General features: G+C 74.9%; 15 protein-coding genes. 6 read left to right on the top strand and 9 right to left on the bottom strand.

Annotated elements, in window-relative coordinates; genetic code table 11:
* Position 1: 1 nt before the first annotated feature.
* From WIS52_RS15990 to WIS52_RS15980, 3 genes are read right to left on the bottom strand one after another with little or no spacing between them, the layout of a single operon-like run.
* A complete protein-coding gene (locus WIS52_RS15990; RefSeq protein WP_349299050.1) occupies positions 2 to 355 on the bottom strand; it encodes an MmcQ/YjbR family DNA-binding protein in 354 nt (117 codons plus the stop codon).
* Positions 348 to 860, bottom strand: a complete 513-nt coding sequence (locus tag WIS52_RS15985; protein WP_349299049.1) for a 2'-5' RNA ligase family protein — start codon at positions 858 to 860, stop codon at positions 348 to 350. Before WIS52_RS15985 ends, WIS52_RS15990 begins: the two co-directional genes overlap by 8 nt.
* A 12-nt stretch (positions 861 to 872) precedes the next feature.
* Complete coding sequence (locus WIS52_RS15980) at positions 873 to 1,736, bottom strand: HhH-GPD family protein (protein ID WP_349299048.1); 864 nt, start codon at positions 1,734 to 1,736, stop codon at positions 873 to 875.
* Between the two features lie 515 nt (positions 1,737 to 2,251).
* On the opposite strand from WIS52_RS15980, the gene WIS52_RS15975 reads away from it, so the two are divergent.
* Positions 2,252 to 3,061, top strand: coding sequence for a hypothetical protein (locus tag WIS52_RS15975; protein WP_349299047.1), 810 nt, complete (start codon positions 2,252 to 2,254; stop codon positions 3,059 to 3,061).
* 54 nt (positions 3,062 to 3,115) lie between these two features.
* Here WIS52_RS15975 and radA read toward each other — a convergent pair whose 3' ends face one another.
* Both radA and WIS52_RS15965 read right to left on the bottom strand, forming a co-directional pair.
* On the bottom strand, positions 3,116 to 4,492 hold the full coding sequence (gene radA / locus WIS52_RS15970; protein ID WP_349299279.1) for a DNA repair protein RadA: 1,377 nt from the start codon (positions 4,490 to 4,492) through the stop codon (positions 3,116 to 3,118).
* On the bottom strand, positions 4,489 to 5,181 hold the full coding sequence (locus WIS52_RS15965) for a copper chaperone PCu(A)C (protein ID WP_349299046.1): 693 nt from the start codon (positions 5,179 to 5,181) through the stop codon (positions 4,489 to 4,491). The genes radA and WIS52_RS15965 overlap by 4 nt, the downstream gene beginning before the upstream one ends.
* A gap of 389 nt (positions 5,182 to 5,570) precedes the next feature.
* On the opposite strand from WIS52_RS15965, the gene WIS52_RS15960 reads away from it, so the two are divergent.
* The 3 genes from WIS52_RS15960 to ispF are packed head-to-tail and all read left to right on the top strand — an operon-like array spanning position 5,571 to position 7,254.
* Positions 5,571 to 6,062: a CarD family transcriptional regulator gene (locus WIS52_RS15960; protein WP_093336355.1), complete on the top strand. Its 492-nt coding sequence runs from the start codon at positions 5,571 to 5,573 to the stop codon at positions 6,060 to 6,062.
* Between the two features lie 8 nt (positions 6,063 to 6,070).
* Positions 6,071 to 6,787 (top strand): 2-C-methyl-D-erythritol 4-phosphate cytidylyltransferase, encoded by a 717-nt coding sequence (gene ispD, locus WIS52_RS15955; RefSeq protein WP_349299045.1) that lies wholly within the window; start codon positions 6,071 to 6,073, stop codon positions 6,785 to 6,787.
* Entirely contained in the window at positions 6,784 to 7,254 is a 471-nt protein-coding gene (ispF, locus tag WIS52_RS15950; RefSeq protein WP_349299044.1) for a 2-C-methyl-D-erythritol 2,4-cyclodiphosphate synthase, read from the top strand. The genes ispD and ispF overlap by 4 nt, the downstream gene beginning before the upstream one ends.
* Here the strand turns inward: ispF and WIS52_RS15945 are convergent.
* Positions 7,245 to 7,670: a VOC family protein gene (locus tag WIS52_RS15945; RefSeq protein ID WP_349299043.1), complete on the bottom strand. Its 426-nt coding sequence runs from the start codon at positions 7,668 to 7,670 to the stop codon at positions 7,245 to 7,247. The genes ispF and WIS52_RS15945 overlap by 10 nt on opposite strands.
* A 93-nt stretch (positions 7,671 to 7,763) precedes the next feature.
* On the opposite strand from WIS52_RS15945, the gene cysS reads away from it, so the two are divergent.
* A complete protein-coding gene (cysS, locus tag WIS52_RS15940; RefSeq protein ID WP_349299042.1) occupies positions 7,764 to 9,155 on the top strand; it encodes a cysteine--tRNA ligase in 1,392 nt (463 codons plus the stop codon).
* An 11-nt stretch (positions 9,156 to 9,166) separates the two neighbouring features.
* On the top strand, positions 9,167 to 10,156 hold the full coding sequence (rlmB, locus tag WIS52_RS15935; protein ID WP_349299041.1) for a 23S rRNA (guanosine(2251)-2'-O)-methyltransferase RlmB: 990 nt from the start codon (positions 9,167 to 9,169) through the stop codon (positions 10,154 to 10,156).
* A gap of 39 nt (positions 10,157 to 10,195) precedes the next feature.
* Here the strand turns inward: rlmB and WIS52_RS15930 are convergent, their stop codons facing one another.
* From WIS52_RS15930 to WIS52_RS15920, 3 genes are read right to left on the bottom strand one after another with little or no spacing between them, the layout of a single operon-like run.
* The gene (locus tag WIS52_RS15930) at positions 10,196 to 11,041 is read right to left on the bottom strand and encodes a metal ABC transporter permease (RefSeq protein WP_349299040.1); all 846 of its coding nucleotides are present in this window, start codon (positions 11,039 to 11,041) and stop codon (positions 10,196 to 10,198) included.
* Complete coding sequence (locus tag WIS52_RS15925) at positions 11,041 to 11,856, bottom strand: metal ABC transporter ATP-binding protein (RefSeq protein ID WP_349299039.1); 816 nt, start codon at positions 11,854 to 11,856, stop codon at positions 11,041 to 11,043. Before WIS52_RS15925 ends, WIS52_RS15930 begins: the two co-directional genes overlap by 1 nt.
* 26 nt (positions 11,857 to 11,882) lie before the next feature.
* Entirely contained in the window at positions 11,883 to 12,932 is a 1,050-nt protein-coding gene (locus tag WIS52_RS15920; protein ID WP_349299038.1) for a metal ABC transporter solute-binding protein, Zn/Mn family, read from the bottom strand.
* Positions 12,933 to 12,975: the final 43 nt, after the last annotated feature.

The raw sequence follows: 12,975 nt of genomic DNA, 5'->3' as shown, positions 1-12,975 counted from the left end.
GCTAGCGCCTCCCGGCCGCGTCGATGCGCATGCGCCAGGCGTCGCCGACGAGTTCGGTCAGCCGGCCGACGTCGACCCGCTCCAGCCGCAGCATCACCAGCGGGAGACCGTCGTAGCCGGGGACGGTGAAGAACAGCTCCGGCTCGCCCAGCAGCAGCGCCTGCTTCTCGGCCTCGTCGCCGACGTAGAGCACGGCGACGTCGGTACGGATCACCCGTCGCCGGCCGGGCACGCGCTCGGGGTAGGACCAGACGAACCCCTTGCCGTCGACCTTGAAGTCGAAGCCGTCGCTCGGGCTCTCCTCGGCGCCGTCGAGGGCGAGGGCGATCCGCCGGACGTCGTCCTCGTCAGCCATCGGACCTCCCGGGCGCGGTCAGGGTCTCGGTCTCGCCGGTGCGCGAGTCGTGCAGCTCGACGGCGAGGATCCGGGCCCGCACCGGCTTCACCGGGTGCAGCAGCGCGAACGCCGCCGCCGGCCGGCCGGTGGCCAGCACGACGTGCGGCAGCCAGGACCCCGGCAGGTGCGCGGCGTGCGCACCGCGGACCCGGCCGGCGAGCGCGTCGTGCACCGCGGTGTGCACGGCGAGCACCTCCGGGTCGGTGACGGCGGTGAGCACCAGCGCGTCGTCGTCGCCGGTGACCGAGCCCAGGCCGGCCAGCCAGAGCGCGGGCAGCGCGACCAGCCGCAGCTCGGCGGCCAGCGCGTCGCGGGCGCCCCGCGGGATGGTGCCCCCGGCCGCGACGGTCACCTGCGGGGTCCCGGACGACACCGGGATGCCGGCGCCGGCGAGCCGGGCCCGGAGGTCCCGCAGCGCGGACACGCCGTCGTCGTCGAGGCGGAAGCGGACGGTGCTGGGCATCGGGCGGGCCGGTCAGGCGGGCAGCGCGAAGCGGCCGTCGTCGGTCTGCTCGGCCAGCCCGTCGACGAGCAGCGAGTGCAGGCAGCGGTCGCGCTGTCCGGCGTCGGACCAGACGGCGTCGAGTGCCGAGCGTTCGACCGGGCCGGGGGCACCGCGCAGCACGTCCATCAGCTTGCCGCGCACCTGCCGGTCGGTCCCGGCGAAACCCTGCACCGGGCGGCGGGGCCCGTCGTAGGCGGGCCTGCCCGCGGCGACCCAGGCACAGGCGTGCGCGACCGGGCAGTCCGCGCAGCGCGGGGAGCGGGCGGTGCACACGAGGGCCCCGAGCTCCATCAGCCCGGCCGAGACGACGGCGGCCTCGGTGTCGCGGGCGGGCAGCAGCGCGTCGACGTCGGCCAGGTCGGCCCGGGTGCGGGCCGGGCCGGCGTCGCCCTGACCGTGCACCGCGCGCGCGACGACCCGCCGGACGTTGGTGTCGACGACCGGCGCCCGCAGTCCGTAGCCGAACGCGGCGACCGCGCGGGCGGTGTACGAGCCGATCCCGGGCAGTGCCTCGAGGGAGTCCACATCGGAGGGCACCGTGTCGTCGTGCCGCTCGGCGATCGCCGCCGCCGCGTCGTGCAGCCGGATCGCGCGGCGCGGGTAGCCGAGCTTCCCCCAGGCCCGCAGGACGTCCGCCCGCGGCGCCGCGGCCAGCGCGGACGGGGCGGGCCAGCGGTCCATCCAGTCCCGCCAGACCGGCTCGACCCGGGCTACCGGGGTCTGCTGGAGCATGAACTCGCTGACCAGCACGCCCCACGGGGTGGTCTCGGGCCGCCGCCAGGGCAGGTCCCGCGCCTGCGCACGGAACCACGGAGAGATCAGCTCGGCCAGCACCCGACCAGTGTCGCGGCGCCCGCCCGGGCGCCCGCACCCGGCCCCGGCTCGGTTCTCGCACCCCCGCGGCGTCCCCGCACCGACTGCACCCGGTGCGACCTCCGCGCCCAGGGTGCGGGAGCGAGGCGCGGGACGCGCGGGCCGGGGCGCGTCCGCAGGCGCGGGGGCGGCCGTGCCCGCAGGCCATCGGGCGGGGACCGAGCCCGCCACTATCGCGATCGGCGCCGCGGCGCCCGTCACGACCGGGTCGCGTTCGGGCGATCCGGTCCGCGGGGCGCCGGGGCATCCGGCGGTGGGGATCACCGTGGGTCGATCCGCCACCCGGACGGGCGGCGCCGCGTCGCGGTCCGTCCGGTGTGGACCGCCACGCGCGGTCGGCGGTTGATCGACCGTGCGGAGGGCGGCCACTCCGACGGGGTTCCGTGCCTCCCTCGCCCGGGTGGACCTGCGCCGACCTGCGAGGTCACGGCGCGGCGTCGACGACATCGAGTAACCGGAGTTCTACCGTCGGTGACGTGATGGACCCGGTGGGACCCCTGCCGGCGTCGGTGTACTGGCGTCGGCGTGCCGTCGCGATCGGCCTGGCGCTGCTCGCGCTGTTCGCGCTGCTCTGGCTCTCCACCCGGTTCCTGATCCCGTCCGACGTGACCGGCGACCCGGTCCACGCGGCGGCGGCCGAACCCGACTCCCCGGACTCCGACCCCGCGAACCCCCGAGCGGCGGGCCCGGCCTCCCCGGCCCCGGGCGACCCCTCCCAGACGCCGCTCCCCGCCTCCGACGAACCCGGTGCTCCCCCCGGGCAGGCGGAGGCAACGTCCACCGGACCCGCGTCCCCGAGCGCGGGTCCGGTGGACGAGACGGTGCGCCCCGACGACACCCCGCGGGCATCGGTGGAGGTGCCGGCCTCGGCGCCGTCGCCGCCGACCGGGCCGGTGCCGTGCACCGACGAGATGATCGAGCTGCGGGCCGAGACCGGCCAGCCCACGTACCCGGCGGGCGCCCGTCCGGAGCTGCGCCTGGTCGTCACGAACGTCTCCGGGCAGCCGTGCGTGCGCGACCTGGACGGCGCCGACCAGGAGATCCTGGTGTGGAGCGGCGACGGCGGCACCCGGCTGTGGTCGTCGAACGACTGCGCCAACCCGGCCACCGACGACCTGCGCACCCTCGTGCCCGGCGAGCCGGTGGCCTTCGCGGTGACCTGGAGCGGCCTCGGGTCGGTGCCCGGCTGCGCGGCGGCGCGGGAGCGGGTGCCGGCCGGCGGCTACCGCGTCGTGGCCCGGCTGGGCCCGCTCACCAGCGAGCCCGCGCCGCTGCTGATGGGCTGACGCCCCTGTGAGTACTTTCCGGGGCCCTGACCCCGAAAAGTACTCACAGGCGCGTCAGCGCACCCGGTTCATCAGCTCCCGCAGCGACGAGGCCTCGGTGATCTTCATGCCGGTGGAGCCGGTGTCCGAGTCCGGCGGCACGATCGCCCTGGTGAAGCCGAGCCGGGCGGCCTCGGCCAGTCGTCGTCCGACGCCGTGCACCCGGCGCAGCTCCCCGGCCAGGCCGAGCTCGCCCAGCACGATGAGGTCCGCGGGCAGCGACACGTCCCGCTTCGCGGAGACCACGGCCAGCGCGATCGCCAGGTCCGCGGCCGGCTCGGTGACCCGCATCCCGCCGACGGTCGCGGTGTAGACCTCCTGGTCGTGCAGCTTGAGGTTGCCGCGGCGTTCCAGCACCGCCAGCAGCATCGGTACCCGGGACGCGTCGAGCCCGGTCACCGCCCGTCGCGGGCTCGGGATGTTGGCCCCCGCCACCAGCGCCTGCACCTCGGCGAGCAGCGGCCGTCGCCCGTCCATCACGACGGTGACCGCGGTCCCCGGCTGCACGGCCTCGCCGCCCTGACCGAAGCGGCCGAGGAACAGCCCCGAGGGGTCGGGCAGCCCGACGATGCCGGAGTCGCGCAGCTCGAAGCAGCCGACCTCGTCGGCCGGGCCGAACCGGTTCTTCACCCCGCGCACCATGCGCAGCGCCGAGTGCTTGTCGCCCTCGAAGTGCAGCACCACGTCGACCAGGTGCTCCAGCACCCGCGGACCGGCGATGCCGCCGTCCTTGGTGACGTGACCGACCAGCAGCACGGCCAGCCCGCGCTCCTTGGCCAGCGCGGTCAGCCCGACGGTCACCGCCCGGGTCTGGGTGACCCCGCCCGGGCTGCCGTCGACGCCCGCGGTGGACATGGTCTGGATCGAGTCGATCACCAGCAGCGACGGCTGCAGCGTCTCGACGTGGCCGAGCACCGACTCGAGGTCGGACTCGGCGGCGAGGTAGAGCTCGTCGTGCAGCCCGCCGGTGCGCTCGGCCCGCAGCCGGACCTGGCCGGCGGACTCCTCACCGGAGACGTAGAGCACCCGGGAGCGGGCCGCGGCCTTCGCGGCGACCTCGAGCAGCAGGGTGGACTTGCCGACGCCCGGCTCACCGGCGAGCAGCACCACCGCGCCCGGCACGAGCCCGCCGCCGAGGACGCGGTCGAGCTCGTCGACGCCGGTCGCGCGGGCACGCGAGGCGTCCAGCTCGACGTCGGCGATCCGCCGGGCGGGAGTGCTCGGCGCCCCCGCGACGACGGTCCGGCCGGGGATCGACCGGGGCGCCTCGACCTGTTCGAGGGAGCCCCAGGCCTGGCATCCCGGGCAGCGTCCGACCCACTGCGCGGTGCGCTGGTCGCACTCTGTGCAGCGGTAGCCGCCCGAGCGGGCGGACCGGGACCGCGGGGTCAGTTGCCCGCGGCGCCGCCCGAGCCGGACTCCTCGTTGCCGGGTGCGACCTCGGCGCCCTCGCCGTCGGCGGGCGGGCCGGGCGGCGGCGGCTGCTCCGCGCCACCGGTCTCGGCCTCGGCGTGGAAGTCGTCGCGCTCCGGGGGCCCGGCGGCGGCGTTCTGCTCCGGGATCGCGGTCGGGACGGTCACGGTGACCGATCCGGCGCGCTCGAAGACGAAGGTCATCTCGACGTCGGTCCCGGGAGCGACCGGGCGCGAGAGGCCCTCCAGGGTCAGCTCGAGCGGGCGGCTCGCCGTCGGCTGGAGCTGGCTGTTGCCCACGGCGACCAGCGCGACGCCCTCCGGCAGCGCGGTCTCGCCACCGATCGCGACCGACGCCGCGTCCGCGCTGGACACGCTCACCAGCCGGTCCGCGACCGCGCCGTTGTTCACCAGGGTGGCGCGCACCGGAGCGGACTCGCCGGGGTTGTAGAGGGCGTTCGGCCCGGCCGGGTTCTCCGGGTAGGCGATCTGCACGTCGAGCAGGTCGACCTGGCCGACCGAGGCGTTGAGGCCGTTGGTGGCGGCCACCTGCTGTGCGGTCTGCGAGATCTGTCCGGCCCCGCAGCCGCTCAGCAGCAGACCGGTCAGGGCGACGGCACCGGCGACCCCTGCCAGGGTCCGGGTGGGACGGTGGCGGTTGCGGCTCACGGTCGGCGTGTCCTTCCTTGCCGGCCGGGAGCGGATCCCGGCGCGTCGTACGACGATGGGGCGCCGCTCGATCGCACGGGGCGCCTCCCGGTCCGGCCGGGCCGTCTCAGGAGGCAGCACCGCGCGCGGTGACCGCGCGGTCTTCGCCCGAGAGCGTAGTCGCGTGCCGTCGGCGGGTGCGCGGTCGGTCGGCCGACGTCCGGGCGGGGACGGCGTGTCGGACAGGTGACGCGCGGTCGACGCCGAGGGTGACGACGCCCGACGTGTGCGCGGGAAACACGTTTTGTCGGTGTTGTCAACCCCCTGACCTGCGACGACGGTGAAAGCCGGTCACCGGGTCGCGGGAGCGACGTGTTAATCTGGAGCCAGCGAAAGGGGCCAGAGGACACATGGTTTTCAAGGTCGGAGAGACCGTCGTCTACCCGCACCACGGTGCCGCTCTCATCGAGGCGATCGAGACCCGGACGATCAAGGGCGAGGAAGTGCAGTACCTCGTCCTGAAGGTCCAGCAGGGGGATCTGACGGTCCGCATTCCCGCCGACAACGTCGAGGTCGTCGGCGTTCGTGACGTGGTGGGCCAGGAAGGGCTGGACCGGGTGTTCGAGGTGTTGCGCGCGCCGCACACCGAAGAGCCCACGAACTGGTCCCGGCGCTACAAGGCGAACTGGGAGAAACTCACCTCCGGCGACGTGAACAAGGTCGCCGAGGTCGTGCGGGATCTGTGGCGTCGCGAGAAGGACCGCGGCCTGTCCGCGGGCGAGAAGCGCATGCTCGCCAAGGCGCGGCAGATACTGGTCAGTGAGCTCGCGCTCGCCGAGGGCACCGACGAGGAGCGGGCCGAGGTCCTGCTCGACGAGGTGCTCGCGACCGCGACGGCCTGACCGCGACCGTGGACGGGCCGTCCCGCGGGGCGGATGTCGTCGCGGTACTGCCCGCGGCCGGATCGGGGACGCGGCTCGGTGCCGCGGAGCCGAAGGCGTTCGTCCCGCTCGCCGGGGTGCCGTTGCTGGTGCGTGCGGTCGACGGGCTGCTGGCGTCCGACGTGGTCGATCACGTCGTCGTCGCGGTGCCGTCGGAGCTGGTGGACCGGGCGCTCGGACTGCTGTCCGGACGCCCGGTTTCGGTGATCGCCGGTGGCGGTGACCGCACCGCGTCGGTGGCGGCCGGGCTGGCCGCGACCGGACCGGACGCCGAGGTGGTGCTGGTGCACGACGCCGCGCGGCCGCTCACACCCGTGGACGTGGTCCGCCGGGTGGTGGCCGCCGTGCGGGCCGGAGCGCCCGCGGTGATCCCGGTGCTGCCGGTGGCCGACACCGTCAAACGCGTCGACCCGAACGGGGTCGTGACGGACACGGTGGACCGTTCCGCGCTGCGTGCGGTGCAGACCCCGCAGGCCTTCCGGGCCGCGGACCTGCGCCGCGCCTACGCGGGGATCCCGGATCCGGCGACCGACGACGCGGGACTGGTCGAGGCGATCGGCGATCCGGTGGCGACCGTGCCGGGCGACCCGCTGGCGTTCAAGGTGACCACCGCGTGGGACCTGCGGATCGCCGAGCTGCTGCTCGCCGGTGCCGTGCTCGAGGAGATGTCCGGGAGGACCGTGTGAGGGTCGGGATCGGCACCGACGTGCACCCCGTCGAACCGGGCCGCGACTGCTGGGTCGCGGGACTGCGCTGGGACGGTGTCGACGGCTGCGCCGGGCACTCCGACGGCGACGTCGGCGCGCACGCGCTCTGTGACGCGCTGCTCTCCGCCGCCGGCCTCGGAGACCTCGGCGCGGTGTTCGGTACCGGCCGCCCGGAGTGGTCGGGCGCGAGCGGCGCCACCCTGCTGGCCGAGGTCCGCCGGCTGCTGGAGCGCGACGGCTGGACGGTCGGGAACGCCGCCGTCCAGGTGATCGGGAACGACCCGAAGATCGGCACCCGGCGGGACGAGGCGGAGAAGGTGCTCACCGGGATCGTCGGCGGACCGGTCTCGGTGTCCGGTACGACCACCGACGGGCTCGGTCTCACGGGCCGCGGCGAGGGCCGCGCCGCCGTCGCCACCGCGCTACTGCTCGCCGCTCAGGGATAGGCGGTCTCGGTCCGCTGCTGGACCTGCTCCGCGGTGAGGTCCTCGGTGCGGGTGGCGACCATCCAGGAGTGGCCGAACGGGTCGGCGATCCGGCCGCCCCGGTCGCCGTACGCGTGGTCGGCCACCTCGAAGATCACGCTGCCGCCGCCCGCCACCATCGCGGCTGCGACGGCGTCCGGGTCGTCGACGTACAGCGCCAGGATCACCCCGCTCGGTCCGGCGGGCGGCGCGTCGACGTCGTCGCCGTCCTTGATCGCCCAGATCGCGGTCCCGGCGCGCAGCAGCGCGTGCACGACCTGGCCTGCGCCGTCGGTGTAGCGCTCGACCAGCTCGGCGCCGAAGGCGTCGCGGTAGAAGGCGATGGCGTCGTCGGCGCGGCCGACGACGAGACGTGGGTAGAGCTGCGAGACGGTCATGCGACGAGCGTCCCGCAGACCGGACGATGTCGTCGTGGACGAATCGGAACGCCCCAGCACGTTACCGCCGGGGGGCCTCCGTACCCTGGTGACGTGAGCCTCAGCCTTCTCGACACCGCGACCAGGGAGCAGCGCGCCTTCACGCCGCTGCGAGCCGGAGCCGTGTCGATCTACGTCTGTGGCGCCACCCCGCAGGGGCTCCCGCACATCGGGCACGTCCGGTCGAGCCTCAACTACGACGTCCTGCGCCGCTGGCTCATGCACTCGGGCTACGACGTCACCCTGGTCCGCAACGTGACCGACATCGACGACAAGATCCTCCGCAAGGCGCAGGAGGCGGGTCGTCCGTGGTGGGAGTGGGCGGCAACGCACGAACGGGCCTTCACCGCCGCCTACGACGCGCTGGGCTGCCTGCCGGCGTCGCTGGAGCCGCGGGCGACCGGGCACATCACGCAGATGGTCGAGCTGATGGAACGGCTGATCGAGCGCGGGCACGCCTACGAGGCCGGCGGCGACGTGTACTTCGCCGTGCGCACGCTGCCCGAGTACGGGTCGCTGTCCGGCCAGAAGGTCGACGACGTCCACCAGGGTGAGGGGGAACCGCGGGGCAAGCGAGACCCGCTGGACTTCACGCTGTGGAAGGCCGCCAAGCCGGGCGAGCCGAGCTGGCCGACGCCGTGGGGTCACGGGCGCCCCGGATGGCACCTGGAGTGCTCGGCGATGGCCACGACCTACCTCGGGCCCGAGTTCGACATCCACGGCGGCGGTCTCGACCTGGTGTTCCCGCACCACGAGAACGAGCAGGCCCAGTCGCACGCCGCCGGGGACCCGTTCGCGCGGTACTGGCTGCACAACGCCTGGGTGACCATGGGCGGCGAGAAGATGTCGAAGTCGCTCGGCAACACCCTCGCGGTCGACAACCTGCTCGGGCGGGCCCGTCCCGCCGAGCTGCGCTACTACCTCGTCGGCCCGCACTACCGGTCGAACATCGAGTTCTCCGACGCCGCGCTGGACGAGGCGGTCGTGGCGTACCGGCGGATCGAGTCGTTCGTCAACCGGGTCCGCGAGCGGTACGGGCTCCCCGAGCCGTCGGCGGACGTGCCCGCGGAGTTCGCCGCCACCATGGACGACGACCTGGGCACCCCGGGCGCCCTCTCGGTGATCCACAAGCTGGTGCGGGAGGGCAACACCGCCCTCGACGCCGGCGATTCCGTCGGCGCGTCCCGGACCGCGGCGTGCGTGCGGGCCACCACCGGGGTGCTGGGCCTGGACCCGCTGGTCGCCGGCGGGCCGGCGGACACCTCGGGCGACGCCGCCCGTCAGGCGCTCTCGGGACTGGTCGAGACGATGCTGGAACGACGCCGGATCGCGCGGGCCGAGCGCGACTTCGCCACCGCGGACCGGCTCCGCGACGAACTGCTGGCCGCCGGGATCGCCGTCGAGGACGGCGCCGGTGGTTCCACCTGGACACTGAAAGACGCGTAGGTAGACATCACATGGCTGGTAATTCCAAGCGGCGCGGTGCGGTCCGCAAGGAGGGCACGAAGAAGGGGATGGTCGTCGGCTCCGGCGGCCAGTCCCGGCGCGCGGTGCGCGGGAAGGGCCCGACGCCGCCGGGCGAGATGAGGCCCGGGCACCCGAAGCAGAAGGCGGCGGCGCGCCGCGCGAACGCCGCCGACCAGCAGAACCGGCGCCGCCCGGTCGCCGGCCGCGGCCGGGGCGACGGCGAGGGGCCGGAGACGGTGCTGGGCCGCAACCCGGTCGTGGAGTGTCTCCGCGCGCGGGTGCCGGCGACGGCGCTGCACGTCGCGACCGGGATGAGCGCCGACGACCGGGTCGCCGAGGCGGTCGCGCTGGCCGCCGAGCAGGGCATCTCGATCCTCGAGGTGCCCCGCAACGACCTCGACCGGATCACCGGCGGCGCGTTGCACCAGGGCCTGGCCCTGCAGGTGCTCCCGTACGACTACGCCCACCCGAACGAGCTGCTCGAGGCCGCCGCCGGGTCCGGGCGCCCGGCACTGACCGTCGCGCTGGACGGGGTGACCGATCCACGGAACCTGGGCGCGGTCGTCCGGTCGGTGAGCGCGTTCGGCGGGCACGGCGTCGTCGTCCCGCAGCGGCGGGCGGCCGGGATGACCGCGGTGGCCTGGCGGACCTCCGCCGGCACCGCGGCCCGGCTGCCGGTGGCCCGGGCGACGAACCTGACCCGGACGCTGCGCGAGTACGCCTCGGCCGGGCTGATGGTCGCCGGGCTGGCCGCCGACGGGGACGTCTCGCTCGACGAGTTCGACCTGGCCACCGGGCCGCTGGTGCTGGTCACCGGCTCCGAGGGCAAGGGGATGTCCCGGCTGGTCCGGGAGACCTGCGACGTGACGGTGTCGATCCCGCTGGCGGGCGACGTCGAGTCGCTGAACGCGTCCGTCGCGACCGGCGTCGTGCTGGCCGAGGTCGCGCGCCGGCGGCGCCTGGAGCGCCGGGGCCGCTGAGCTCCCCCGGCCCCGTCCCCGGTCGGGGGTCGGGCGAGGTCAGGCGCGGACCGGGGTCCGGCCGCGCAGCCGGGCGACGAGGCGGCAGAGCAGGTAGGCCACGAACCCGATCGTCGCCACGTACGCCGACACCGGCAGGCCCGGCGCGAGCGACAGGATCGTGCCGCCGACCAGCGCCACCTCGGCGATCACGATCGCGATCACCGTCGCCAGCACCGGGTTCGCGGTGACCCGGTTGGCCGCCGCGCCCGGGACGATCATCACCGCGAGCACCAGGATCGCCCCGACGATCGGGACCGCGAGCGCGGTGACCAGCCCGATGAGCACCGCGAACACCAGCGACAGCGCGCGGACCGGGACGCCCCGGGCGAGTGCGACGTCGGGGTCGGTGCTGGCGAACAGCAACGGCCGGTAGACCACCAGCAGGATCGCCAGCACGAGCACCGCCACGACGGCGAGCACCCGCAGGTTGGTGCCGTCGACGGACACGATGGACCCGGTGAGCAGCCCGAAGCGGTTCGCGGACCGGCCCTCGTAGAGCGACAGGAACAGCACGCCCAGGCCGAGGCCGAACGCCATCACCACGCCGATCACCGAGTCCCGCTCGCGCTGCCGCAGCCCGAGCACGCCGAAGATCGTCGCGGCGACGACCGCGCCGACCACCGACCCGAGCCCCACCTCGAGACCGATCAGCAGCGCCGCCGCGCCGCCGGTGAACGCGAGCTCCGCGGTGCCGTGCACGGCGAAGGCCATGCCCCGGCTGACGACGAGCGGGGTGAGCAGGCCCGCCACCAGGCCGAGCACCGCACAGGCGATCAGCGCGTTCTGCACGAAGGGCTCGGCGAGGAGCTCGGCCGTGCCGTCGAAGGAGATCAGCCGGTCCATCAGACGGTGGCCCCGTGATGGGCGTGCAGGTCGGCGTCCTCGGCGCCGACGACGACGAGCCGGTCCCGCACGCGCAGCACGTCCACCTCGGTCCGGTAGAGCCTCGACAGCGTCTCCGAGGTCATGACCTCGTCGGTCGGGCCGACCGAGAACCGGCCGTCCACCAGGTAGAGCACCCGGTCGACCAGCGGCAGGACCGGGTTGATCTCGTGGGTGACGAACAGCACCGCGGTGCCGGCCGTCCGCCGGCGCTCGTCGATCAGCCGGGTCACGGTGCGCTGGTGGGACAGGTCCAGCGACAGCAGCGGCTCGTCGCAGAGCAGCACCGCCGGGTTCCCGACCAGGGCCTGGGCGACCCGCAGGCGTTGCTGCTCACCGCCGGAGAGGCGGCCGACGGGTGCGCCGGCGTACTCGCTGCCGCCGACCTCGGCCAGCGCCCGGTCGACGCGCTCCCGACGGTGCAGGCGGCCGCGCAGCCCGGGCCCGAAGCGGTGCCCGTCCAGCCCCAGTCCGACGAGGTCGCGGCCGCGCAGCGGCAGGTCGGGGTCCAGCGGCTGCTGCTGGGGGACGTAGCCGATCTCCGGGCTGCCCCGGCGCGGCGCCCGTCCGGCGACCCGCACCTCGCCCTCGGAGAGCCGCAGCAGGCCGAGCAGGACGCGGATCAGCGTCGTCTTGCCCGAGCCGTTGGGGCCGAGCACGGCGACGAACTCGCCGGGCGCGACGTCCAGGTCCAGCCCGGACCACAGGGTCCGGTCGCCGAACCGCAGGCCCGCCCCGCGCAGCGAGAGCGCGGGGCCGGCGGTCGGATCGTTCATGAGGGCAGTCTCCACTGGTGCCCCGGTCACCGTTGCAGGGCGGCGCCGAGCTCGTCGAGCTGGACGTTCATCCAGCGCATGTAGTCGTCGACGCCGTCGGGCAGGGTCTCGGACATCTCGACGACCGGGACGCCCGCCTCCTCGGCGGCCGCGCGGACCTGGTCGGTGCTCGCCGACTCGGTCTGGCTGTTGAGGACCAGGGCGTCCACCGGCGGGTCGGTGCGGAACAGGTCCAGGGTCTGCGCGACGACGGCGGCGGGCGGGTCGGTGCCCTCCTCGACGGCCGCGGAGAACTGCGGCGGTGTCACGTTCTCGATCCCCGCGGTCTCGAGCAGGTAGTCCGGCACGGGCTCGGTGACGGCGACCCGGGCGCCGGTGTGGGCCCGGCCGAGGTCGGTGGCCTTCGAGGTCAGCTGGGAGACGCCGCTGCCGACCGTCCGCGCGTTGGTGGCGTAGTAGTCGGCGTGCGCCGGGTCGATCTCGGCCAGGTGCCGGCCGACGTCCTCGGCGACCCGCTGCACGGTCGGCAGGCTGTACCAGACGTGCTCGTTGAACGCGCCGTGGTCGTGGCCGTCGTCGTGACCGTGCCCGTCGTCGTGACCGTGCCCGTCGCCCTCGGCGTGCCCGTGGTCGTCGCCGGTCGCGTTCTCCGCGCCGTGGGCGGGATCGCCGGCGGCGGCCTCGGCCGCGCCCTCCAGCCCCGAGGCCTCGACGGCGTCGACGACCGGTGCGGTCGTCGCGGAGGCGTCGACCAGGCCGGTCATGAAAGCGTCGTACCCGCCGCCGTTCATCACGATCAGTTGGGCCCCGCCGACGGTGGCGGCGTCCTGCGGGGTGGCCTCGTAGCCGTGCGGGTCCTGGGTCGGCGAGTCGATGATCGACTCCACCTGGACGAAGTTGCCGCCGACCGCCTTCGCGACCGCCCCCCAGACGTCGGTGGAGGCGACGACGTCGACCTGCGGGGTGTCGGCCGTGCTGGGGGTGTCGGTGGCACCGGAACCACAGGCGGACAGCCCCAGCGCCAGTGCGGCCACGCCGGCCACGACGCGGGCCGGATGGAGGATGGATCGGGACACGGGGTGGAGCTCCTATCAACGTATCGGCATACTATTATCGATA

The organism is Pseudonocardia nematodicida (assembly GCF_040105385.1).
GTDB lineage: Bacteria > Actinomycetota > Actinomycetes > Mycobacteriales > Pseudonocardiaceae > Pseudonocardia > Pseudonocardia nematodicida.
The sequence above is the reverse complement of the archived record's forward strand: the minus strand, read 5'-3'. Positions and strand labels throughout refer to the sequence as shown.

What these genes read in the sequence shown, in the direction of transcription:
- WIS52_RS15990 (WP_349299050.1), bottom strand. Translation starts at nt 355, where the DNA reads ATGGCTGACGAGGACGACGTCCGGCGGATCGCCCTCGCCCTCGACGGC.
- WIS52_RS15985 (WP_349299049.1), bottom strand. Translation starts at nt 860, where the DNA reads ATGCCCAGCACCGTCCGCTTCCGCCTCGACGACGACGGCGTGTCCGCG.
- WIS52_RS15960 (WP_093336355.1), top strand. Translation starts at nt 5,571, where the DNA reads ATGGTTTTCAAGGTCGGAGAGACCGTCGTCTACCCGCACCACGGTGCC.
- WIS52_RS15945 (WP_349299043.1), bottom strand. Translation starts at nt 7,670, where the DNA reads ATGACCGTCTCGCAGCTCTACCCACGTCTCGTCGTCGGCCGCGCCGAC.
- rlmB (WP_349299041.1), top strand. Translation starts at nt 9,167, where the DNA reads ATGGCTGGTAATTCCAAGCGGCGCGGTGCGGTCCGCAAGGAGGGCACG.
- WIS52_RS15930 (WP_349299040.1), bottom strand. Translation starts at nt 11,041, where the DNA reads ATGGACCGGCTGATCTCCTTCGACGGCACGGCCGAGCTCCTCGCCGAG.
- WIS52_RS15925 (WP_349299039.1), bottom strand. Translation starts at nt 11,856, where the DNA reads ATGAACGATCCGACCGCCGGCCCCGCGCTCTCGCTGCGCGGGGCGGGC.